We start from the raw sequence: 21,754 nt of genomic DNA on the forward strand, positions 1-21,754 counted from the left end.
AACTGCGCCAGACAACGCCTTGATCTGTATCAAGACAGTTTGCCGCAGAATGTGAGAAGCACCTTCATAATGACGCAACTCGCGGCACAACCACAAGTTCGTTGCGGTCGCACATATCCCTGCGAGGTTAATATGTCCTACAAGACACTGCTGACTGTTCTGACCACCCCCGCAAACACCGACACTCAGCTGGAGCAGTCGATCTCATTGACCCGGCTGGCCGACGGCCATGTTGACGCACTGTGCCTTGGCGTGGATCGCACCCAAACCGGCTATTACTACGCTGGTGCCAATGCGATGGTGCTGCAAGAAACCCTGGCCCGTGCCAAGGAAGAGGTCAGTGGCATCGAAGCTACTGCGACCGAGCGTCTGACCCGGTCAGCGGTCAGCTTTAACGTTGAGACAGGTGTCGCACAGATGGCTGATATTGGCCGCCACGTTGCGCGTTTGGCGCGGTTTTGTGATCTTGTTGTGCTGGGCCAGCCCTACGGCAAGGACCGTCCCGCCGAGGCGGAGGCCATTGTCGAAGCGGCCCTTTTCGAAGGCCGCGCGCCTGTGCTTGTGGTGCCGGATGATGCGCCCCTGCCCGCGCAGCCAAAAACCGTATTGGTGGCTTGGAACGAAAGCATCGAAGCCATGACCGCTATTCGCAAAGCACTGCCAATGCTACAGGCGGCGGATGTGGTGCGCGTCGTTGTTATCGACCCGCCGCAGCACGGACCGGAGCGCTCAGATCCGGGCGGGTTGCTGTGCCAGATGCTGTCGCGCCATGGGGTCAAATGCGAGATTGATGTGCTCAGCAAAACCATGACCCGCGTCTCGGACGTGTTGAACCGACATGCAGTCGATACAGCGGCAGATCTGATCGTGATGGGGGCCTACGGGCATTCCCGTTTCCGTGAGGCGATCCTGGGCGGTGCAACCCGCAATATGCTGGAGAAGGCAAAAGTGCCGGTTATGATGGCCCACTAATGCAAGGGCTCAAGTAAGAAGGGGGCGACACGTTCGGCCCCTTCGCTTCCTCAAGGAGTGGTCAGATCAGGCAGCCGCCGTCGCTGTCATCTCCCGCCTCTTCCATAAGGCGCCCCATGTCAGGCACGGTCACATGCCGCTTGCCTTCAAGCTCAATCACGCCGTCCTTGCGCAGGGCGGAAACTTGGCGGCTGACGGTTTCCAGCGTCAGCCCCAGATAGTCTGCCATAGCCTCGCGGGTCAGCGGCAGATCAAAAACGCGACGGTTGCTGTCTTTGTGGAGCTGCAAGGAGGCATCGCGCCGGGCCAGAATAGACAACAAGCTGGCGATCTTTTCGCGCGCCGTTTTACGCCCTAGAACCAGCATCCATTCCCGGGCAGCGTCCAGCTCGTCCAATGTCATCTCAAGCAGACGATGCGCCACATGCGGGGTATGGGCCATCATCTCTTCAAACGGTTTCTTGCGAAAACAGCACATGACCACGGTGGAGGTTGCCACCACATTATAAGCTGCCGTATCGCGTCCGGGTCGGCCAACAAAATCGCTGGGCAGCAGCAGACCAACCATCTGGGTCCGCCCGTCCTCCATGGTCTGCGTCAGGGTTGCGATGCCCGAGACAACGGAGCCTACAAAATCCATCCGGTCACCGGACCAGGTGATTGGTTGGCCCGCATCATAGGTGCGATAGTATTTGATCGAATCCAACACCTCTAGCTCATCCGCATCACAGCGCGCACAAACGGCACGGTGACGAATAGGGCAATCGCCGCAATTGACGTTCTGAATGGTAGGAGTGTTCATGAGAGGTCCGATTTGATCTGCGCTAAGGCTAATGCTCACCTGGCAGTGTCAATTTAAACATGTGCGGCGTAAATCACAATTGGCGACTCCGCGTTAGTCTTTAGCTTGCGAAGCGACTGCAGCCGTAGTTGCCAACGACGGTGACGCTTCACGCTCCAACAAAGACAATGATTTACCCGTTTCAACGGGCCAATGACTGTGGCTCTATAGCCGGATGCGCCATTCTGTCGCGACAATCAAAGCGCAAAACTGTGCAGCGCCGGAAATGCTTGCGCGAACCGCAGCCTACCCGGCTGCGGCCAGAAGTTGCTGCGTGTAGGGATCTGACGGATTGTTGAACAGGTCAGCGGCCGATCCCGCCTCAACCACATCACCCTGCTTCATCACGATCATCTTGTGTGACATGGCCCGTACCACATTCAGATCATGCGAGATGAACAGATACGCGAGCCCATACCGCTCCTGCAGGTCGCGCAACAGATTGACGATCTGCACCTGCACAGTCATGTCCAGTGCCGATGTTGGCTCATCCAGCACCACCAGTTTCGGCCGCAACACCATCGCCCGCGCAATCGCAATCCGTTGCCGCTGGCCACCTGAAAATTCATGCGGGTAGCGATCCATAAATGCCGGATCCAACCCCACCTCAGCCATCACCTCAGCGACCAGATCCCGCGGATCACGGTCCTGATCCACATTGTGAATAGCCAACCCTTCGGAAATGATCTGCGCACAGGTCATTCGCGGGCTAAGTGCCCCGAAAGGATCCTGAAACACGATCTGCATATCCGCCCGCAATCGGCGCAAATCGCGGGTTGACCACTGCCGCAAATCCTGTCCTTGAAACTCAACCCGCCCCTCAGAGGCGATCAGACGCATGATGGCCAATGCCAGCGTGGTTTTGCCGCTGCCACTTTCGCCCACAATGCCCAACGTCTCACCCGCGCGGACCGAAAGCGACGTTGGGTTTACCGCCTTCACATGGCCGACAGTGCGTTTCAGTAAGCCTTTTTGAATGGGAAACCACACCTTCAGATCTTCGGTGCGGATCAGCTCCTGGGCATCCTCCGGCACCGGTTGAGGCTGGCCAGTCGGTTCGGCATCCAGCAGTTTGCGCGTGTAGGGATGCTGCGGATTAGCAAAAATCTCAGCCGTGGGACCGCTTTCAACGATCTCACCCGCCTGCATGACGCAGACGCGATCCGCGATCCGGCGGACAATGCTCAGATCATGGGTGATGAACAGCAACCCCATGCCCTCGCTGGATTTCAGATCCGCGAGCAGGTCGAGGATCTGCACCTGAATGGTGACATCAAGGGCAGTTGTCGGCTCATCCGCGATCAGGATATCGGGTTTGTTGGCAAGAGCCATGGCGATCATCACCCGCTGGCGCTGCCCGCCGGACAACTGATGCGGATACGCGTCCAGACGGGTCTCTGCGTCCCGGATACCAACCCGGTTCAACAGATCCACAATCCGCTCCCGCGCCGCCGTGCCGCCAAGCCCCTGATGCAGAGCAAGCGACTCTGCCAACTGTTTCTCAATCGTGTGCAGCGGGTTGAGAGAGGTCATCGGCTCCTGAAAAATGAAGCTGATATCATTGCCTCGTACCTGCCGAAGATGGCGCTCACTGGCGCCGACCATCTCGGTGCCATCATAAGTAACGGAACCAGTGACCGTGGCGCTGTCACCCAGCAGTGAGACTGTCGACAGCGCCGAAACCGATTTGCCGGAACCGCTCTCCCCCACCAACGCGACCGTCTCCCCGCGGCCCACCGAAAAGGACACACCGCGCACTGCCTCTGTCACCTTGCCATCCTGGCGGAAGGAAACCCGCAGATCGCGGACATTCAGGAGCTGAGAGGTGTCAGTGTTCATGAGAATGTCTTTCTCGGATCAAAGGCATCGCGCACCCCTTCAAAGATGAAGACCAGCAGGGACAGCATGATCGCAAAGGTGAAAAACGCGGTGAAAGCGAGCCAGGGCGCCTCTAGGTTCTGCTTGGCCTGCAATGTCAGTTCCCCAAGCGACGGCGCGGAGGATGGCAGCCCAAAGCCAAGGAAATCCAGCCCAGCAAGCGTCCCGATGGTGCCGGTCACGATAAACGGCAGAAACGTCAGGGTCGCAACCATTGCATTCGGCAGCATATGGCGGAACATGATGGTCATATTGCCCACCCCCAATGCCTTGGCCGCGCGCACATATTCCAGATTGCGGGCACGCAGGAACTCCGCCCGGACCACGCTGACCAAGGCTGTCCAACTGAACAGGATCATCAGTACCACCAATAGCCAGAAACTGCGTCCCAGAATGGCGAACATGATGATGATGACGTAGAGCTGCGGGATGGAGCCCCAGATCTCAATCACCCTCTGGAAAATCAGATCTAGCCAGCCACCAAAAAACCCCTGAACCGCACCCGCTGCGATCCCCACCAAGGTGGCGGCTCCGGTGACCATTAGGGTGAACAGGATCGACAGACGAAACCCGTGAATGACGCGCGCCAATACATCGCGTTTGGTATCATCCGTGCCCAACAGGTTTTGCCCATTTGGTGGCAAAGGTGCCGCACCGGGCCGGTCGACCGTGGTGTTGAAAGAATAGGGAATCGGCGGCCAGATCGCCCACCCTTCCACAAACCCATCCGCCGCAAACGTGCCGGCTTCGATCTCTTCCAGAATTCCTTCGGGATCGTCAAAGCAGTCCTCAACACCGCCAGATGCAATCAAGCATTGTACCTCCGGATCACGGTAAGCGGCCTCCGTCTGGAAATCCCCGCCAAAAGCCGTCTCCGGGTAGAAGTTGAACACAGGCGTGAAATATTCGCCCCGGTAGTTCACCAGCATCGGTTTGTCATTGGCGACAAACTCAGCAAACAGCGAAATCCCGAACAGAACGGAAAAGATCCAAAGCGACCAGAAAGCCCGGCGATTGCGGCAAAAATTGCTCCAGCGGCGCTGGTTGAGCGGGGACAATGCCATCTGTCAGCCCTCTCTCTTTTCAAAGTCGATACGCGGATCGACAATCACATACATGATGTCGGAGATAATCCCGACCACGAGGCTCATCAGTCCGAAAATAAACAACGTACCAAAGATCACCGGATAATCGCGCGCCACCGCGGCCTCAAACCCCAGGCGCCCCAGACCGTCGAGAGAGAAAATCGTCTCAATGATCAGGCTGCCGGAGAAGAAGACCCCGATAAAAACCGCCGGAAAGCCCGCAATGACGATCAGCATCGCATTGCGGAACACATGACCATAAAGCACCCGCCGCTCGCTCAGCCCCTTGGCGCGGGCGGTCATCACATATTGCTTCTTGATCTCATCCAGGAACGAATTTTTGGTCAGCAGTGTCAGCGTGGCAAAGGCCGAAATGGTCGAGGCCACAACCGGCAGCGTGATGTGCCAGAAGTAGTCGGCGATCTTACCGAAAAGGCTGAGGTTTTCCCAGTTGTCAGAGGTCAGCCCCCGCAGCGGGAAAATCTGCCAATAGGACCCGCCGGCAAACAACACCAAGAGCAGGATTGCAAACAGAAAACCGGGGATTGCATAGGCGGCGATGATCAGACCGCTGGTCCATGTATCAAACCGACTGCCGTCCCGCAGAGCCTTGCGGATGCCCAATGGGATGGAAATCAGATAGGCGATTAATGTCGACCAAAGCCCCAGCGAGATTGACACCGGCATCTTCTCCAGAACCAGATCCATCACATCAATCTTGCGGAAATAGCTCTCACCGAAGTCAAAGCGCATGTAGTTGCCGAGCATGAGGAAAAACCGCTCCAACGGCGGTTTGTCCAAGCCATACTGCTGCTCCAGCTCTGCGATCAACTCAGGCGGCAACCCTTGTCGACCAGCGTAATTGTCATTGGCTGCGATGGCCTCTCCGCCAGCGTCACCGCCGCCCCCGGCGAATCCCTCGAATACATCGCCGCCGCCTTCCAGCTGTGCAATCATCTGTTCGACCGGACCACCCGGCACAAATTGCACCAGAGCGAAATTGATAACGAGGATCCCGAACAGCGTCGGGATCACCAGGAGAAAACGTCTAAGGATATAGGCTGCCATGTCAGGCGCTTACCGCAACGCGCCAGAGGATTTCAATGCCGCTTCTTTCTCGGCGTTGACCCACCAGACATCGCGCAGCCCCAGATCGAACAACGGCAAGGTCTCGGGCTGCTCATAGAAATTCCAATAGGCCACCCAATTCACATCCAGATACCAGGTGGGAACCATAAATCGCTTGGCCCGAAGAACGCGGTCCAACGCACGCACATTGGCGTAGAGCTCTTCCTGATCTTCCGCCTTTACGATGGCACCAATCAGCGTATCAACCGCCGGATCCGCCATCCCCGCCGGGTTAAACACGGAAAACTCATGCGCATCGGATCCAAACTGCTGGTACAACCCGGTCGAGGGCTGCAGGTACTTTGGATAGGCGAAGGTGATCATATCGAAGTCTTTTTCACGGCGACGGCTGGTATATTGCGCGAAATCAACCCGGTTAGAGATGGCATCCACCCCCATCTGCCGCAGGTTGGCGATATAGGGCTGCACGATTCGCTCAATCGTGGGCGAATCGATCAGAAATTCCAGTTTCAGCACTTCTCCCTTGGCATCGCGGCGCAACCCGTCATCGCCAACAGCCCAGCCCGCCTCATCCAGCAGTTTCATCGCCCGGCGCAGGTTGCGCCGATCCGCTGGCCGCGCAGGTTTTGAACTATGCGCCATTACTGGCTCACTTGTCAGCAGCGCCGGGTCAATCTGATCACCCAGATCCTGCAACACCTCCAATTCGCGCCCCTTTGGGAGCCCCTTTGCTTCAAGAGCTGAATCCTGCCAGAACGAATGGCGCTGCGCGAACAGCCCATATTGCAGGCTGTCGTTGGTCCATTCAAAATTATAGGCAAGCTGGATCGCTTCACGAACGCGGGGATCCTGAAATTTGGGGCGTAGGAGGTTCATCACAAACCCGCTGGCAGCGGGAACATTACCATCGGGGAATTCCCCCTTCACCACATCGCCCTCTTTAACCGCGTCAAACCCGTAGGCAGTGGCCCAGCTCTTGGAGCTGTTCTCCGGGCGCATGGTGTAGACCCCGGCCTTGAACCCTTCCATCGCGGCAACGCTATCGCCGAAATACTCAATCCGAATGCGATCGTAGTTGTGGCGCCCCACATTTACATTCACGTCGTTGCCCCAGTAATCAGGGCTGCGTTTATAGACGATACGCTGGTTCACGTCAGCACTTTCGAGCACATATGGACCAGACCCGATCCCTGGGTCCAATCGCGGCTCATCCAGACGCCGGTTTTCCGGATCTGCCTCAAACCAGGCCTTGGAAAACACCGAGGTTCCACCAACCTGTGTGATCATTGCCCGGCGCGGGAAATCCGGCGAGAAATAGAACTTCACCCGATGCGGCCCCAGCACTTCGGCCTTGGGAATGCGCTTTTTGACGGCCTCCGCGTAGGATTGCAGCCCCTGCTCCAATAGAAGGTTGTGCGAAAAGACAACATCCTCAGCCGTGACGGGCGTCCCATCAGAAAACCGTGCTTCAGGGCGCATGTTGAAAATCACCCAGTCCTGGCTCTCCGGATACTCCAGACTCTCGGCCAGCAGACCATAGTAGGATCCCGGTTCATCGTAGGAGCCTATCATCAGCGATTCAAAATGATCAGCCGACATGGCGCCCCCACGGCCCTTACGGGTGTAGGGGTTCATACTGTCGAAGGTTCCAACCGCAGAGAGAGACAGCTCGCCGCCTTTCGGGGCCTCAGGATTGACGTAGTCGAAGTGGGCAAAGCCTTCGGGATATTTCAACTCTCCGAATTCAGTGAAACCGTGACTTTTGATCACCCGCTCCTCAGCAAAGGCCAGCGAGGCCGCCATCGCGCAGATGATGAGCGTGGCAAACCCTGTCATCACGATGCGAAAAAATGGTTGCGGATCAACCACTCGGGCCGAAACGGCGCGGCGGGGTGCGGTGGGCGTCTTCATCTGCCAATACCTCCATTGTCCGGCGTTCGCTGCCAGGATCATTGTCTGACCCAAAGCTAAGCGGCTGCCCCCCTAACATTCAAGTTCAGATTGGCTGAATTTCCCGTGTGTCAAGAACCGAAGGGGCATGAAATTGCCAAGTCGCGGTCGACCCTGATCACTTCTGCGCCGCTCACCCCTTAAACGGAAAAAGACCACGCCGAATGGCGCGGTCTCCTTATTCTGTCAAAAGTCGATGAAAATCAGTCGTCGAGGCTGTCGAGATAGGCGATCAGGTTCACCCGATCCTTCTGCTTCTTCAGCCCGCTGAAGCTCATGGTGGTGCCCGGCGCGTATTGCGACGGTTTGGTCAGGAAGGCATCCAGCTCTTCTGCTGTCCATTCACCGCCAAGACCGGCCAGAGTGGCAGAGTATCCAAAGCCATCCGCTGCGGCGATCGGACGATCAACCACCCCATAGAGATAGGGGCCAGTGGCGTTTTCACCGGCTTCGAGTTTGTGGCAGGCGGAGCATTTCTTGAAGACCTTGGCACCTTTGCCAACGTCTGCAGCGGCCATCAGTTCACCAAAGTCTACGACTTCAGCAACTTCTTCCGCACCTGCCTCTTCCACTTCAATCACATAAGAAGCCTCGCCATGGCTTTCGGTATGATAGAGTTCCTCTGCGGCCCATTTGCCCAGGAGGAACACGAGGAACGCGCCGCAAACGCCTGCGGTCGCTTTGGTAAGGGTCATCGTGTCAAACATGATCGCGAGTCCATTTCAGCTGTCTGGGAGGGTGTCTAAGGCTTCCCCTCTCAAGTGGCAAGGTATAGACAGCGCGACGAAACGCCCGTTTTTTGAAGTTTTGCACGGATGTCGCAGTTATGACCCAGAGAATTGCCATTCAGGGGGAGCTTGGCTCCTACAGCCACGAAGCCTGCCGCAAGGAACGCCCTGACATGGACGTGCTGCCCTGCCGCAATTTCGAGGACGCCATTGACGCCGTGCGCAGCGGCGCCGCTGAGCTGGCCATGCTCCCGGTGGAGAATTCCACCTATGGGCGCGTTGCCGACATTCACCGCCTGCTGCCGCACAGTGGTCTTCATATCATCGACGAAGCCTTTGTGCGCGTGCATATCAATCTTCTTGGCGTACCGGGCGCGCAGCTTGAAGACGTCAAAGAGGCGCATTCGCATCTCGTGCTGCTGCCGCAATGTGCACGGTTTCTAAGCGAAAACAACATCCACGGCCGTGTCAGCCCCGACAATGCCCGCGCTGCCCGTGACGTGGCCGAACAAGGGGACAAGACCCACGCCGCGCTGGCCAGTGAACTGGCTGGCGAGATCTACGGTCTGGAGGTGCTGGCCCGCCATATCGAGGATCATGGCAATAACACCACCCGTTTCCTGACCATGTCGCGCGAGCCGAATATGGACCGCCGGGGCAACCATGGCATGATCACCAGCTTCGTCTTCCAGGTTCGCAACATACCCGCCGCACTCTACAAAGCGATGGGTGGCTTTGCGACCAATGGCATCAACATGACAAAGCTCGAGAGCTACATGGTCGACGGGTCCTTCACCGCGACCCAGTTCTATGCTGATATTGATGGCCATCCGGACGATCCCAATGTCCGCCTCGCCATGGATGAACTGGCCTATTTCACCACAAACATCGAAATCCTGGGAGTCTACCCGGCGAATGACGATCGTTTCTGATCTGCAATTCGCGTCAGGCGGAGCGGCCAACCCGGTCTTCGGTCTGTTTGGCAAACTCGGACACGCGTTTCTTGAAGCCGCGGTTCAATTTGCTGCGCGCCAGCTTCAGGGACTGAACCATCAAACGCCCCGACAGCGTCTTGGGTGTCAGCGATAAGGTCACCGACAAGCGGGTGCGCTGCGGCGACAGGGCCAGCAACTCGATATCCATCGCGCCATCCAGGCCGCTGCCTGTGCCGGTCAGCACCATCTGTGTCACAGGTTCATAAGTGCTGAGCGATAGGTGCAGATTGCGTTTCTTGCCGCGAAACTGGAACTCGATCTCCCAGGCCAGCCCGTTTTCGGGGTGATGAACATCCCCCATCCGCTGCACATCCACACCCCGACGCAGCGCCATACGCTCCATGTTTTCGAAATCTGCGATTGATCGAAAGACTTCTGCAATTGGTGCGTCGATGTCTTCTTTGCTGGAAAAATCCATGGGCGTCCTGTTGTTACAGCGGATCGGAAAATCCGATGGCGGTCTTGTACTGACTGCTACTATTCGTCTCAATCCAGCGTATCTGCAAGCCAGTTCTGCAACAGAAAATGCGCAATTGCACCTTTGCGCGGCTGGCGAATATCGGGGTGCTCCCCTTCGAATACCGTCATCATATCTTGACGTGAGACCCAGATCGCATCTTCGATCTCTTTGGGATCAATGGTGATCTCACGCCCCAGCGCCTCGCCCGCGCAGCCGAACATCAGCGACATTGGAAATGGCCAGGGCTGACTGGACAGATAGCTGACGGCACCGACCTCTACGCCGGTCTCTTCCGCAGTCTCACGCCGCACAGCGGCCTCCAGTGTTTCGCCTGGTTCCACGAACCCGGCCAGCAGGGAATACATCCCCTCGGGCCATCCCGGCGACCGCCCGACCAGTACCGCATCGCCATGCGTGATCAACATGATCACGACGGGATCAGTGCGCGGAAAATGCGCGGCGTCACAGCTGGGGCAGACCCGCTGCCACCCCGCCTGCGCCATATCGCTTTTGGCACCACAGCAGGCACAATACCCATGCGAATGATGCCAGCCAAACACCGCCCGTGCGGTCGCCGCAAGTTCTGCGTCCTCGCGGCTGAGCTGCGCCATGATGCGGCGCAGTTCGACAAATCCAGTGCCCTGCGGCAGATCCGGATGCCGCTGCTCGCTGCTGTCCACAAAGCCAAGCAGCGCTGTATCGTCAAGGTTGTCCGGCTGCCAATCACTGATATCAACCGAGAATCGTGCCCGCCCTGCTGTACAGATCCCGAGGAAGACAGCACCCGCCGCCGCGCCCGTGACCATAGGATGATCGGGCCGGATCCAGGCCAGAGCCTCAGGGACAATCGCACTGTCTGATGCCACGGCAACCTCTGAAGGCAGGGTGCACAATGGCTTTCCACGCCAGATCAACAAGATACGACAGTTCCCACCTTTCCACAGCGCAGCCAAAGCCGCAGGATCGTCCCTGAGATGCGCCGCCCGGTCCAAACCACTGCCGCCAAATGTCACCTGTTCTGCCTGTCGCATCGCGCCCTCTAATTCTACGTCTGCGCACACATGCGCCACTCCACCTGAAATCGTCGCAAGAATGCAACTTTAGGGTGTAAAGTTGTTTCCTCTACGCCACAGTAACCTAGAAAGTTCTGGCCCTGCCTAGCGGGTGAAAACCCTAATTCCGCAGCATCTCAAGAGGAAAGCAACACGATTGAATAGAATTCTCAGCAATAAGCGGCTTTCGAGTGTCACATTTGATTGCTTCAAAGAGGCAAACAGGCTTGTTAATAAATTGGCAACCAACGCCACCTCGGGATTTACCGTGCGACCTCTAAGAAATACCAAATGACAGGATCGGATAAAGCCGAAGACAGTAAGGTCGGATCCCTGCGTATTCTGGCGACCACAGATCTTCACGCAAACCTGCTCAGTCACGATTATTATTCCGATCAACCTGATCCTGCGCTGGGGCTTTCGCGTGTGGCCACGCTGATCGCTCAGGCGCGCCGCGAGGCGGCCGCAAACGGTGCTGTCACCCTGCTTCTGGACAATGGCGACAGCATATTCGGAACCCCGATTGCAGAGCGCCCGCTAGAGCTCAGTGAGGTCCGCCCTGCACCGGTTGCACGCGCGTTTGATCTGCTCAACTATGACGCCATCGGCCTTGGAAATCATGACTTCGACTTTGGATTGGATCAGTTGCGACAGGCGCTGCTTCGGATCAACTGTCCGGTCCTGTGTTCCAATATGCGAGCCCTGAACCCGCAGCTGTCACTGCCGTTCTGTCAGTCTGCCGTATTGGAGCGCGTGCTTCCTGGTGCCGACAATACTGCGCCGCTGCGAATCGGACTGCTGTCGGTCCTGCCGATGCAAACACTCAAATGGGCAGCCCATGCTTTGCACGGCAAAGTTACTATTGATGACATGGTGCAATCGGCGAGCAAGCACTCTGCGGCGCTACGGAGGAACGGCTGCGATATTGTCGTGGCTCTGGCCCACACTGGAATCGGGGAAACAGGCGCCGCCTATGGCATCGAGAATGCCCTTCATCCGCTTGCCAACCTTGGCTCCTTGGACGCTATCATTGGCGGTCACACACACCTGACGCTGCCTGATCCGCGGCATCCAGTTTCGGTCCCGATTGTCATGCCGGGTGCCCATGGCTCGCATCTCGGAGTGATCGATCTGAGTATTAGGCTCAGCACAGGTCGCTGGGAGGTGACCTATGCCTCCAGTGCGCTCCGCCCTATTGCAGAACGCAGGCCGACCTGTGACACGGACAGTGTTCTGACCCCCCTAGTCGACGAAGACACCTCGGTCATAGAGGCTCTCGCAGAAGATCATGCCGAAACACGAAGCCGCATGGCGCAACCTGTCGGACGCACGAGCCAACCGCTGCATTCCTATTTTACCTTTCTTGGACACGATCAAGCGCTGGCGCTGGTGGCTCGGGCACAGGCCGCTGCGGTTCGCCCGGCCCTGACAGATACTGTGGCAAGCAATCTGCCACTGCTTTCTGCTGCGGCGCCTGGAAAGTTCGGCGCGCGCTCTGGTCCGTCGAACTATACCGATGTGCCGGTTGGACAGATGTATATGCGCCATGTCGTCGATATCCAGCCGTTCCCAAATGAGCTACGCACAGTGGTTCTGAATGGCGCCCAATTGCGCGCCTGGCTGGAGATGTCGGCCGGATTGTTCAATCAGATCGCGCCGGGCTCAACTGGTGAACCATTGCTTGACAATGACCGGGCTGGCCACAACTTCGACGTTATTTTTGGTGTTCAATATGATATCGATGTGTCCGCACCGGCGAGGTTTGCAATCGATGGCGAGTTGGCCAATCCCGACAGCCATCGAATTCGCAACCTCCGCTGGAAGGGAGCGCCAGTGCGCGACAGCCAGCATTTCGCAGTCGCAGTCAGCAGCTATCGCATCGGTGGTGGCGGCAATTTCGCCATGGCCCAGTCCGCCACGCCGCTGCCGATCCCCCCATTACGGGTCAGAGACGTGATCCGTGACTATGTGGCCGGGCGTCTCGACCGTGACCCATTGGAACACGCACCTGCGCCCTGGCGCCTGGTCAGCCACGCCTCCACCGAGGCCGAGATCTTTACCGGCCCCGGGGCCCGCGCTTATCTCAGCGATCTTGATCCGTCCCGCCACAGCCTGCGTGGTACCACGCCCGACGGGTTCTTGCGGATTGGCGTCAGATTGTAAGGTCAGAGCATATGATGCACCTCGTCGCTCCGTTTACATTGCGCATCGCACGGGCTTGCCATTCTCCGCCTGCCCTCCTATATCGGGGTCGAGAGGTTGGCGCGGGCAAGCGCCTCGCCAACCTGGTCAGATCCGGAAGGAAGCAGCCACAACGAGCCCCGCTTGGGTCGATGTCCAACCTCTCACCTTTCCCTTTCTTATGAGATGACTGGTCGGCGGCAGTGAGCGCAAAGCATCACTTCCGCATAAGAGATGCTAGGCAGCACAATATATAGATACCGCTGAACCGGCAGCACAATCTGTAGCGCCAGTACGGGTCAGTAATTCCGGGACATACCCGACGATATGCTTGACGACTCGCCCCCGCCCCCGCTAGCTCTTCGATAGATGGTTCCTGTATCGCCTTCGGGTGGTCAGGATGAAAAGGGAACACGGTGCGAGATGGCAGACTTGCCAGATCAATGCCGCGACTGCCCCCGCAACTGTAAGCGGTGAGCGACCCCGGATTATGCCACTGATGCCGAGGTCCATATGGACCTGCCGCATTGGGAAGGCACCGGTGTTGTGACGACCCGCGAGTCAGGAGACCTGCCATCAGACAAGAAACTCGAAACCAGGCGGGGTGTTCTGGCAGGGTCTGCATGTCTGCCCATTGGCCTGCCAGCTCTGACCATTCATCCCCTCCTTCGCGCGGAGGGCGCAATGAACTGGACTGACACAACACACCGCTACTCACTCAGCAATTGCCAACATCTGGGGCAACCCTGCCCTGCGGCAGAACGCATGCTGTCACGCCTGGCCGCTGCTTTAGGACAGGCCCGTGCGGTCACAACTGATGACTTTGAAATTGCGGGCACCTGTGAACTGACCGCCTGCGACCGGCCCTGCCAGGCACGGTTTGCGGCCAGCCACGATCGCATCCGCATCTACTTCGGCATCTCTCCCGAGGTGGATCAGGGCAGCCTTGACCAATTCGCGGACGCACTTTTCTGCCAAACTGCGAACAGCCGCCCCATTACCTGCCTGCGGGAATACCCCTGTGGCTTGGCTCAGGCTCTGCCCTTGACACCGCAACCCGCGCGCACAGCGGCAGCGCTGCAATCCGTGCCCGCCTGACGACCCAGATCAACCTGTCGAACCGGTCTCCGGCGCCGCGATTGCGCGGCGCTGCATCCGAATGAAACACCATGGCGAGGTTGACCAATTTGCGGCGCCGCGCTCCCAAGTTACCCAAGTCAGCGCGCGTTGCCGGGAATGCGTCTTGGGCCATAGGCCCAAGCCATCTGCTCTTCAGTTTCAATGGCACAGGGGCGCACCGTGCGCAGGCGCGCCAGCGCCAGATCGGGCCGCTCACCGCATTCTGTCATCAATCGCAGCACAACCATTCCCGACCGGCCACAGCCGCCCCGGCAATGCACCAACACCCGACCACCCCCGACAAGCGCTTTGCGGGCCATATGGCTGGCTTCAGGCCAACGGTTCAGAATGTCCGGAGGTGGCGTGCTGAAGTCGGGAACCGGCAGGTGGATCCACCGGCTGCCAAGGCTCTGCAAATCACTGCCGAGGCTCGCTGCGCCAACGGCGGCGTGTTCCTCAACCGTGGTCAGGGAAATCACCAACCCGGGCTGCCATTCTCGAATATGTTCTATGTCGGCCTGATAATCCCCGCTTGCCCCCGGCAGCGGGCACAGCGCCAAAATACCATCCGTCACCGACAACGCGTGCAGCACCAGCGGTGCGCCTCTCTGCGCGCTATCGGTATCGCCACCCTCAGATCCATGCTCCATTGTCAGCCCCCACTGCCAAGCGCGCCGCAAATCCTGCGCCACCAATCCCCCCGGATGATCACATCCTTCAATGTAGCGGTCCGCCCCTCCGGCACCTAATGGTTTCTGGGTCCGCTCTGGCGGTGGACACCTGCGCCTTCTGGATCTGCATCAGCGGTGGACGCCACGCGCGCGCTTGCCTACTTTACCCGAATACAAACGACCGACCCCCGAATCTGGCACGAGAGATCATGAGCGACACAGCAGGCGACACAGCAGGCCAAGCACCGGACCAAGGGTCTGGCCAATACCAGGTTCTGGCACGCAAATACCGGCCCGAAACCTTTGCCGATCTGGTGGGCCAGGACGCCATGGTGCGGACGCTGAAAAACGCCTTTGCCGCCGACCGGATTGCCCAGGCCTTCATCATGACGGGCATTCGCGGCACCGGTAAGACGACCACCGCACGGATCATCGCCAAGGGCATGAACTGCATCGGCGAGGATGGTCAGGGAGGCCCCACCACGGAACCCTGCGGCAAATGCGAACATTGCACGGCGATCATGGAAGGTCGGCATGTCGATGTGATGGAGATGGACGCCGCCAGCCGAACGGGCGTGGGCGACATCCGCGAAATCATCGATTCGGTGCAGTACCGCGCAGCCTCTGCCCGCTATAAGATCTACATCATCGACGAAGTCCACATGCTGTCGACCTCCGCCTTCAACGCGCTGTTGAAGACGCTGGAGGAACCGCCCGCACATGTGAAATTCATCTTCGCGACCACGGAGATCCGCAAGGTACCAGTGACCGTCCTGTCGCGCTGCCAACGCTTCGATTTGCGCCGGATCGAGCCTGAGGTGATGATTGCCCTTCTGCAAAAGATCGCGAGGGCAGAAAACGCGCAAATCGCCGATGACGCACTGGCGCTCATCACCCGCGCCGCCGAAGGCTCTGCCCGCGATGCCACCTCGCTTCTTGATCAGGCAATTTCGCATGGCGCCGGCGAGACAACCGCGGATCAGGTCCGCGCCATGTTGGGGCTGGCGGATCGCGGGCGGGTCTTGGACCTCATCGACATGATTCTGCGAGGCGACGCGGCTGCGGCGCTGACCGAACTCAGCGCGCAATATGCCGAGGGGGCCGACCCGCTGGCCGTCCTGCGCGATCTGGCCGAAATCACCCATTGGGTGTCCGTGGTGAAAATCACCCCCGATGCGGCGGAAGATCCCACTGTCAGCCCGGATGAGCGCGCCCGTGGTAGCCAAATGGCAGAGGCGCTGCCGATGCGTGTCCTGACGCGGATGTGGCAGATGCTGCTGAAGGCGCTGGAAGAGGTCGCCGCAGCCCCCAATGCAATGATGGCGGCCGAAATGGCGGTGATCCGCCTAACCCATGTGGCAGATCTGCCGACGCCTGAACAGCTGATGCGCACCCTGCAGGATACGCCGCCGTCCCCGCCACCCAGCGGTCATATGAACGCGCCGACGGGGAACTCTGGCGGACCATCTGGCGCCCCCCAAGGCGCAGGCGGTTACGTCCCTCAGCAACCCGGACCGCAGGGCGGCATGCCAAGCGGCCCCCAGGGCGGACCAACGATGTCGGCAGGCAACGGACAGGCAACCGCGCTCGCCCCGCAGGTAGATAGTGCGCTTGCCCGCTATCCCAGCTTTGAGCATGTGATCGAACTGATCCGGGTAAAACGCGACGGTTTGCTGCTGGAATACGTGAAAACCTACCTGCGTCTGGTGTCTTACCAACCCGGCCGGATCACCATCCAGCCCACGGATGACGCGCCCAAGGATCTCGCCGCGCGTCTTGGCCAGCAGTTGCAGACCTGGACCCATGCCCGTTGGGTGATCTCCCTCGCCAATGAGGGTGGCGGTGAAACCATCACTGAGCGCGACAACGCCGCTGAGAACGCCCTGCGAGCGGAGGCCAGCACCCACCCGATGGTGCAGGCGGTTCTTGAGAGCTTCCCCAAGGCGAAGATCAAACACATTCGCACAGCAGAAGATCTCGCCGCCGAGGTCGAAGCAGACGCCCTGCCCGAAGTAGAAGACGAATGGGATCCCTTCGAGGAAGAGTGACTTGGGCGATAGGCTTCATGGCGACGCTGTTTCCCGCCGCAGCCCTTGCAGAGGCCTGTGATGAGGCACGACCGTTTTGGCAACCAGGTGATGGTCCCGCCCCCGCCTGGGATGAGTTGATTAACCTCTCCACCCTGCCCGTGTCCCTTGCGTTGCTTGCCCTTGCGGGCATCGCTCTGGCCACACGAAACCGCCCGACCTACGTAATCGCCGCCGTGCTTTGGGCCGGCATCGCCTTTGTCCTTGCGGTTGACCGATATGAAAACGCGCTTGATTATGGGGAAGCCTCCGCCCTTGCTGAAGGCTGCCTTGGACCACCCCACTTGTTCATCGGCCTCGCAATTGCAATATGTGCGGTGATGACTTACGGCGCCCTGCGCCCTCGCACTTAGGAGAAAACAGATGCTCAAAGGCCTCGGCGGTCTTGGCGATATGGCCAAGATGATGAAATCGGCACAGGAACTGCAAACCAAAATGGCGCAGATGCAGGAAGAGCTGCACAATGTCATGGTCACCGGCGAAGCAGGCGCAGGTCTGGTGAAGGCAACGGCCTCGGCCAAGGGCGATCTGAAAGCGCTGGATATCGATCCGTCGATCTTCAATGGCGACGACAAGGAAGTTGTCGAAGACCTGATCCTCGCCGCGATCAAGGATGCACAGGCCAAAGCCGCCGAAAAAGCGCAGGAAGAAATGGCCAGCCTGACCGAAAGCATGGGCCTGCCCAAGGACATCAAGCTGCCGTTCTGACGCTCGGCACCATAGACACAACATCAGGCGGCCCTCGGGTCGCCTTTTCTTTTGTCCGCCGCGCGCACGCAAAAACAAAACCTGAACAGTTGCCCTGCGCCCCCTTGTACTCCGAGGGCGCAATCAGCCTATATAGCGGGGCAGACAGGGGTGTTAGGCATGATCAAGAACTCAACCACCGATATCGAGGATCTGATTGCCCTGATGGCCAAGCTGCCGGGGCTGGGGCCACGCTCTGCCCGCCGAGCTGTGCTGCACCTGATCCGTAAACGGGCCCTGCTGCTGACCCCATTGGCCGAGACCATGAGCGAGGTGGCCGCCACCGCGCGGGAGTGCCTGAACTGCGGCAATGTCGGCACCGGTGATCTCTGCACCATCTGCGAGGATATGACCCGTGAGAACGGCGAGCTCTGTGTGGTGGAGGATGTCTCGGACCTCTGGGCCATGGAACGTGCGGGTGTCTTCAAAGGGCGCTATCACGTACTCGGCGGGACACTCTCGGCCTTGGACGCGGTCGGCCCGGAGGAGCTGCGCATTCCCCGCCTTGTGGACCGGGTGCAGGCCGAACAGGTCAACGAGGTCATATTGGCGCTCAACGCCACAATCGACGGCCAGACGACGGCACATTACATCGCTGATCAACTCAGCGGGCAGGTCCGTCTGACGTCGCTGGCCCAGGGCGTACCCATCGGCGGAGAGCTGGACTATCTAGATGAAGGCACCATCACAGCCGCCCTGCGCGCGCGTAAGGACATCTAAAGCTTTGCAACAGGCCCGTGGCAGGCCTCGCCCCATCGGCTTCTGACGAGAGCAACCGAGGCCAGCTGTAATACCCGCTCATCGCCTGAAAAGCGCAGGTTGCATCCGGCAATCTGCCAGTGGTCGAGTCTATATTTTCAAGAGAAGAATGGTGGCGTGGGGGAGACTCGAACTCCCGACCTAACGATTATGAGTCGTTCGCTCTAACCAACTGAGCTACCGCGCCGTCGGGGTGCGAGGTACGCCAGCCACGCCCGCGCGTCAAGGCGGAAAAGTCAGAAAAATGCAGGGATCGGCATCGAAAGGCGAATTTTCTGTGACGGTCGAATAATCGACCTCCACGCACCCTATCCTGCGTCACGAAATCGCCGTGGCGGCACCTACAGCATCAGTCGCCCCCAGACGCAAAAAGACCACGGAACGCAGCGCGCACCGTGGTCTTTGCTATCTGACATGCCACCACTCCGGCGGCCTGCGGATCTTAGAAGCGGGGATCGATGTTGTCCTCGTCCTCGTCCTCATCGTCACTACCGGCAGGCAGGTTGAAGAAGCTGTCAGCATCCACAACAGTCTCTTCCTCGGCCGCATCAGGCTTGTCGTTGCCACCCAGAGTGAAGGTTTCGAGACCTTCGATCGCAGACGGCATGCGGGGTTCCGCGTCCATATCCAGCGACTGTTCCGTCGACACCAGCTTGCGACGCTCGTCATCGCTCATCACGCCACCTTCGGCAGCCTTCTTGGCCGCAGCCTTCTGGACGGCGGCGTCCAGTTCGGACTGTTTGCACAGACCCAGAGCAACCGGGTCAATCGGCTGGATATTGGCAATGTTCCAATGGGTCCGCTCGCGGATCGCCTGAATGGTCGGTTTGGTGGTGCCAACCAGCTTCGACACCTGGCCATCGGACAGTTCCGGATGGAACTTCACCAGCCAGTAGATCGAGGCCGGGCGGTCCTGACGCTTGGACAGCGGGGTATAGCGCGGGCCACGGCGCTTTTCTTCGCCAGCGGCAGCCGGGTTGAACTTCAGCTTCAGCTTATGCAGCGGATTTTTCTCGGCCTTGTCGACCTCGTCCTGCGTCAGCTGGTTGTTGGCAACCGGGTCGAACCCCTTGACGCCCGCAGCCACATCGCCATCTGCAATGCCCTGGATTTCCAGCTCGTGCATGCCAACGAAATCGGCGATCTGTTTGAAGCTGATCGTGGTATTGTCCACCAGCCACACGGCGGTCGCCTTGGCCATCAACGGTTTTGCCATGCGCTCATCTCCTTAATAACACGGTTGTCCCAGATACATCTTTCCCGTCGCCTGAAAGAGGCTTCCCCGATTTGGGGCGGTTTCCGTTGTCGGGGAACTTCAGTTCTATATAGTCGCGATGTTTCTATAAGGAAAGAGGCGAATGCGCGGGATCAAACTGGCCCTGATGGCGGCCCTTATTGCAGTCATGGGCGTCGGGCTGAACGTCGGCACAACAACACCGGCAAAGGCCGAAGGTGAGATTGCCGGACAATTCGACTATTACGTTCTGGCGCTCAGCTGGTCACCGAATTGGTGCGCACTGGAGGGGGATGCTAGGAAATCCGACCAATGCGACCCCCGCCATGACCACGGCTGGACCCTGCATGGTCTGTGGCCGCAGTTTCACCGCGGCTGGCCCAGCTACTGCCGCACAGCCGAGGCCCCGCCAAACCGCCAGCAGACGCGGCAGATGGCGGATATCATGGGAAGCCCCGGCCTCGCCTGGCATCAGTGGAAGAAACACGGCACTTGCTCCGGCCTGTCGCCCCGCGCCTATTTTGAGCTGTCGAGACAGGCCTATGGGCAGATCAAACGTCCCGCCGCCTTCCGCAAACTGCAGCAACCGGTGACGCTGCCTGCCAGCTTGGTCGAGCAGGCTTTTCTGCAGGACAACCCAGAGCTGGCTTCCAACACGCTGACCATCACCTGCCGCGACGGTCACATCCAGGAGGCCCGGATCTGTTTGTCCCACGATCTGCAACCAGTTCCCTGCGGCCGCGACGTGATCCGCGATTGCACACAGAAAAACGCGGTGTTTGAGCCGATCCGCTAACCCCCCTGTCAGGTTGGTACGGCTTCTGCCCGCCGACCCGCTCGCCTGCCAACCCTCGCCCCCTCGCACCATAGTGACATACTTTGCGCTGATTTTATGGTACCATGCGGATACGCACCGGCTTGGGGCGTCACTGATCCGGACCGACTACGCCCGCCTCCACCTGACCCGCCCCCTCCGTACGCCCTGCGCCAACACGAGAGGAAGGATCATGGAACGCACCATCGGAAATCCCATCAGCTGGCTGGCTAAGTCCTTTGGCCTAACCAGTTCTCACGTCTCCGCCTCGGTGGACCACCTTGGTAGCGACAAGGTTGGCAAGATGCCGCGCGTACTGCAATTGGACATCACGGATCTGGGCGCTGCCTTGCGGGCCGGCTGGCAAGATTTCACCGCCTGCCGATCCGACGCCATGGCGCTTGTTTTCCTTTATCCGCTGATTGGTGTTGCCCTCGTGGTGCTCAGCCTGTCGATGAACCTGCTGCCATTGGTGTTCCCGCTGGTTCTGGGCTTTGCGCTGGTCGGACCGGTGGCCGCTGTCGGGCTGTATGAGATGTCATCGCGCCGTGAGGCCGGGTTCACGCCGCGCTGGATGGACGCCTTTGCGGTGCTGCGGTCTCCCGCGTTTCTGTCGATTTTGATGCTGGGCCTGTATCTTGCCGCGCTCTGCATCCTGTGGCTGACGGTCGCCGCCGCCATCTACAACCGGACACTTGGCCCAGAGGCGCCACAGTCGGTGATCAGCTTCACGCGGGATACCTTCACCACCGCACCCGGATGGGCAATGCTGGTGATTGGCAGCGCGGTGGGCGCGGTCTTTGCATTTGCCGCACTCGCGGTCAGCCTTGTATCCTTTCCGCTGCTGTTGGACCGCCATGTCGGCCTTCCGATCGCAGTGGCCACATCTCTGCGGGTGGTGCGTCAGAACCTTCTCGTCTCGCTGCTTTGGGGCGTCATCGTCACCGCCTTACTCATTCTTGGTGCGATTCCGATGTTTGTCGGCATGATCGTGGTCGTCCCTGTACTGGGGCACGCCACCTGGCATCTCTATCGTCGTGCCATTGCGTGACGGCAAGCAAGGGAAGCGGCGGGTGACACCTGCTGAGCCAC

The 21,754-nt window shown here is 59.1% G+C and carries 20 protein-coding genes, 1 tRNA gene, 1 other RNA gene and 1 riboswitch; of the genes, 11 read left to right on the forward strand and 11 right to left on the reverse strand.

Annotated features, from left to right (window positions below; genetic code table 11):
* The first annotated feature begins 132 nt into the window (after positions 1–132).
* Positions 133–972 (forward strand): universal stress protein, encoded by an 840-nt coding sequence (locus tag phaeop14_RS13805; RefSeq protein ID WP_096789886.1) that lies wholly within the window; start codon positions 133–135, stop codon positions 970–972.
* Positions 973–1,033: 61 nt separating this feature from the next.
* Here the strand turns inward: phaeop14_RS13805 and fnrL are convergent, their stop codons facing one another.
* The 6 genes from fnrL to phaeop14_RS13835 form a co-directional block, all read right to left on the reverse strand.
* Positions 1,034–1,774 carry a transcriptional regulator FnrL gene (gene fnrL, locus phaeop14_RS13810; protein WP_096789887.1) on the reverse strand — a complete coding sequence of 247 codons (741 nt, stop codon included), beginning with the start codon at positions 1,772–1,774 and terminating at the stop codon, positions 1,034–1,036.
* A 285-nt stretch (positions 1,775–2,059) separates the two neighbouring features.
* Positions 2,060–3,652, reverse strand: coding sequence for an ABC transporter ATP-binding protein (locus tag phaeop14_RS13815; protein WP_096789888.1), 1,593 nt, complete (start codon positions 3,650–3,652; stop codon positions 2,060–2,062).
* A complete protein-coding gene (locus phaeop14_RS13820) occupies positions 3,649–4,755 on the reverse strand; it encodes an ABC transporter permease (RefSeq protein ID WP_096705737.1) in 1,107 nt (368 codons plus the stop codon). The genes phaeop14_RS13815 and phaeop14_RS13820 overlap by 4 nt, the downstream gene beginning before the upstream one ends.
* Before the next feature lie 3 nt (positions 4,756–4,758).
* On the reverse strand, positions 4,759–5,844 hold the full coding sequence (locus phaeop14_RS13825; protein WP_024095908.1) for a microcin C ABC transporter permease YejB: 1,086 nt from the start codon (positions 5,842–5,844) through the stop codon (positions 4,759–4,761).
* A 9-nt stretch (positions 5,845–5,853) separates the two neighbouring features.
* Positions 5,854–7,776, reverse strand: a complete 1,923-nt coding sequence (locus phaeop14_RS13830) for an extracellular solute-binding protein (RefSeq protein WP_096789889.1) — start codon at positions 7,774–7,776, stop codon at positions 5,854–5,856.
* A gap of 242 nt (positions 7,777–8,018) precedes the next feature.
* Positions 8,019–8,522 (reverse strand): c-type cytochrome, encoded by a 504-nt coding sequence (locus phaeop14_RS13835; protein WP_014875899.1) that lies wholly within the window; start codon positions 8,520–8,522, stop codon positions 8,019–8,021.
* 119 nt (positions 8,523–8,641) lie between these two features.
* Between phaeop14_RS13835 and phaeop14_RS13840 the strand changes: the two genes are divergently transcribed.
* Positions 8,642–9,475 carry a prephenate dehydratase gene (locus tag phaeop14_RS13840; RefSeq protein WP_096789890.1) on the forward strand — a complete coding sequence of 278 codons (834 nt, stop codon included), beginning with the start codon at positions 8,642–8,644 and terminating at the stop codon, positions 9,473–9,475.
* 13 nt (positions 9,476–9,488) lie between these two features.
* Here phaeop14_RS13840 and phaeop14_RS13845 read toward each other — a convergent pair whose 3' ends face one another.
* Together phaeop14_RS13845 and nudC are read right to left on the reverse strand one after the other, a co-directional pair.
* Positions 9,489–9,956 carry an SRPBCC family protein gene (locus phaeop14_RS13845; protein WP_040174589.1) on the reverse strand — a complete coding sequence of 156 codons (468 nt, stop codon included), beginning with the start codon at positions 9,954–9,956 and terminating at the stop codon, positions 9,489–9,491.
* Between the two features lie 68 nt (positions 9,957–10,024).
* Entirely contained in the window at positions 10,025–11,029 is a 1,005-nt protein-coding gene (gene nudC, locus phaeop14_RS13850) for an NAD(+) diphosphatase (protein ID WP_096789891.1), read from the reverse strand.
* A 312-nt stretch (positions 11,030–11,341) separates the two neighbouring features.
* Here nudC and phaeop14_RS13855 point away from each other — a divergent pair, with 312 nt between their 5' ends.
* The 3 genes from phaeop14_RS13855 (at position 11,342) to phaeop14_RS13865 (ending at position 14,329) form a co-directional block, all read left to right on the forward strand.
* Positions 11,342–13,213, forward strand: a complete 1,872-nt coding sequence (locus phaeop14_RS13855; RefSeq protein WP_096789892.1) for a 5'-nucleotidase C-terminal domain-containing protein — start codon at positions 11,342–11,344, stop codon at positions 13,211–13,213.
* A gap of 89 nt (positions 13,214–13,302) precedes the next feature.
* An RNA gene (gene ffs, locus phaeop14_RS13860) (signal recognition particle sRNA small type) lies at positions 13,303–13,401 on the forward strand.
* 183 nt (positions 13,402–13,584) lie between these two features.
* A riboswitch (cobalamin riboswitch) is annotated at positions 13,585–13,823 on the forward strand.
* A gap of 92 nt (positions 13,824–13,915) precedes the next feature.
* Positions 13,916–14,329, forward strand: a complete 414-nt coding sequence (locus phaeop14_RS13865) for a hypothetical protein (RefSeq protein WP_040180844.1) — start codon at positions 13,916–13,918, stop codon at positions 14,327–14,329.
* A 119-nt stretch (positions 14,330–14,448) separates the two neighbouring features.
* On the opposite strand, the gene phaeop14_RS13870 is transcribed toward phaeop14_RS13865, so the two are convergent.
* Positions 14,449–15,000 (reverse strand): protein-tyrosine phosphatase family protein, encoded by a 552-nt coding sequence (locus phaeop14_RS13870; RefSeq protein ID WP_096789893.1) that lies wholly within the window; start codon positions 14,998–15,000, stop codon positions 14,449–14,451.
* A gap of 230 nt (positions 15,001–15,230) precedes the next feature.
* Here phaeop14_RS13870 and phaeop14_RS13875 point away from each other — a divergent pair, with 230 nt between their 5' ends.
* The 4 genes from phaeop14_RS13875 (at position 15,231) to recR (ending at position 18,575) form a co-directional block, all read left to right on the forward strand.
* The gene (locus phaeop14_RS13875; RefSeq protein WP_096789894.1) at positions 15,231–17,069 is read left to right on the forward strand and encodes a DNA polymerase III subunit gamma/tau; all 1,839 of its coding nucleotides are present in this window, start codon (positions 15,231–15,233) and stop codon (positions 17,067–17,069) included.
* Between the two features lie 17 nt (positions 17,070–17,086).
* Complete coding sequence (locus phaeop14_RS13880; protein WP_167385679.1) at positions 17,087–17,461, forward strand: hypothetical protein; 375 nt, start codon at positions 17,087–17,089, stop codon at positions 17,459–17,461.
* A 10-nt stretch (positions 17,462–17,471) separates the two neighbouring features.
* Positions 17,472–17,816, forward strand: a complete 345-nt coding sequence (locus phaeop14_RS13885; protein ID WP_024095897.1) for a YbaB/EbfC family nucleoid-associated protein — start codon at positions 17,472–17,474, stop codon at positions 17,814–17,816.
* Between the two features lie 159 nt (positions 17,817–17,975).
* Positions 17,976–18,575, forward strand: coding sequence for a recombination mediator RecR (gene recR / locus phaeop14_RS13890; protein ID WP_040180787.1), 600 nt, complete (start codon positions 17,976–17,978; stop codon positions 18,573–18,575).
* Positions 18,576–18,724: 149 nt separating this feature from the next.
* Here recR and phaeop14_RS13895 read toward each other — a convergent pair.
* Positions 18,725–18,801 (reverse strand) — tRNA-Met (locus phaeop14_RS13895).
* A gap of 255 nt (positions 18,802–19,056) precedes the next feature.
* Entirely contained in the window at positions 19,057–19,830 is a 774-nt protein-coding gene (locus tag phaeop14_RS13900; RefSeq protein ID WP_040180788.1) for a DUF1013 domain-containing protein, read from the reverse strand.
* A 142-nt stretch (positions 19,831–19,972) separates the two neighbouring features.
* On the opposite strand from phaeop14_RS13900, the gene phaeop14_RS13905 reads away from it, so the two are divergent.
* Together phaeop14_RS13905 and phaeop14_RS13910 are read left to right on the forward strand one after the other, a co-directional pair.
* Complete coding sequence (locus phaeop14_RS13905) at positions 19,973–20,644, forward strand: ribonuclease T2 family protein (RefSeq protein ID WP_096789896.1); 672 nt, start codon at positions 19,973–19,975, stop codon at positions 20,642–20,644.
* Positions 20,645–20,855: 211 nt separating this feature from the next.
* On the forward strand, positions 20,856–21,713 hold the full coding sequence (locus tag phaeop14_RS13910) for a DUF2189 domain-containing protein (protein ID WP_096789897.1): 858 nt from the start codon (positions 20,856–20,858) through the stop codon (positions 21,711–21,713).
* The last annotated feature ends 41 nt before the right edge of the window (positions 21,714–21,754 follow it).

This window comes from Phaeobacter piscinae (assembly GCF_002407245.1).
Classification (GTDB): Bacteria; Pseudomonadota; Alphaproteobacteria; order Rhodobacterales; family Rhodobacteraceae; genus Phaeobacter; species Phaeobacter piscinae.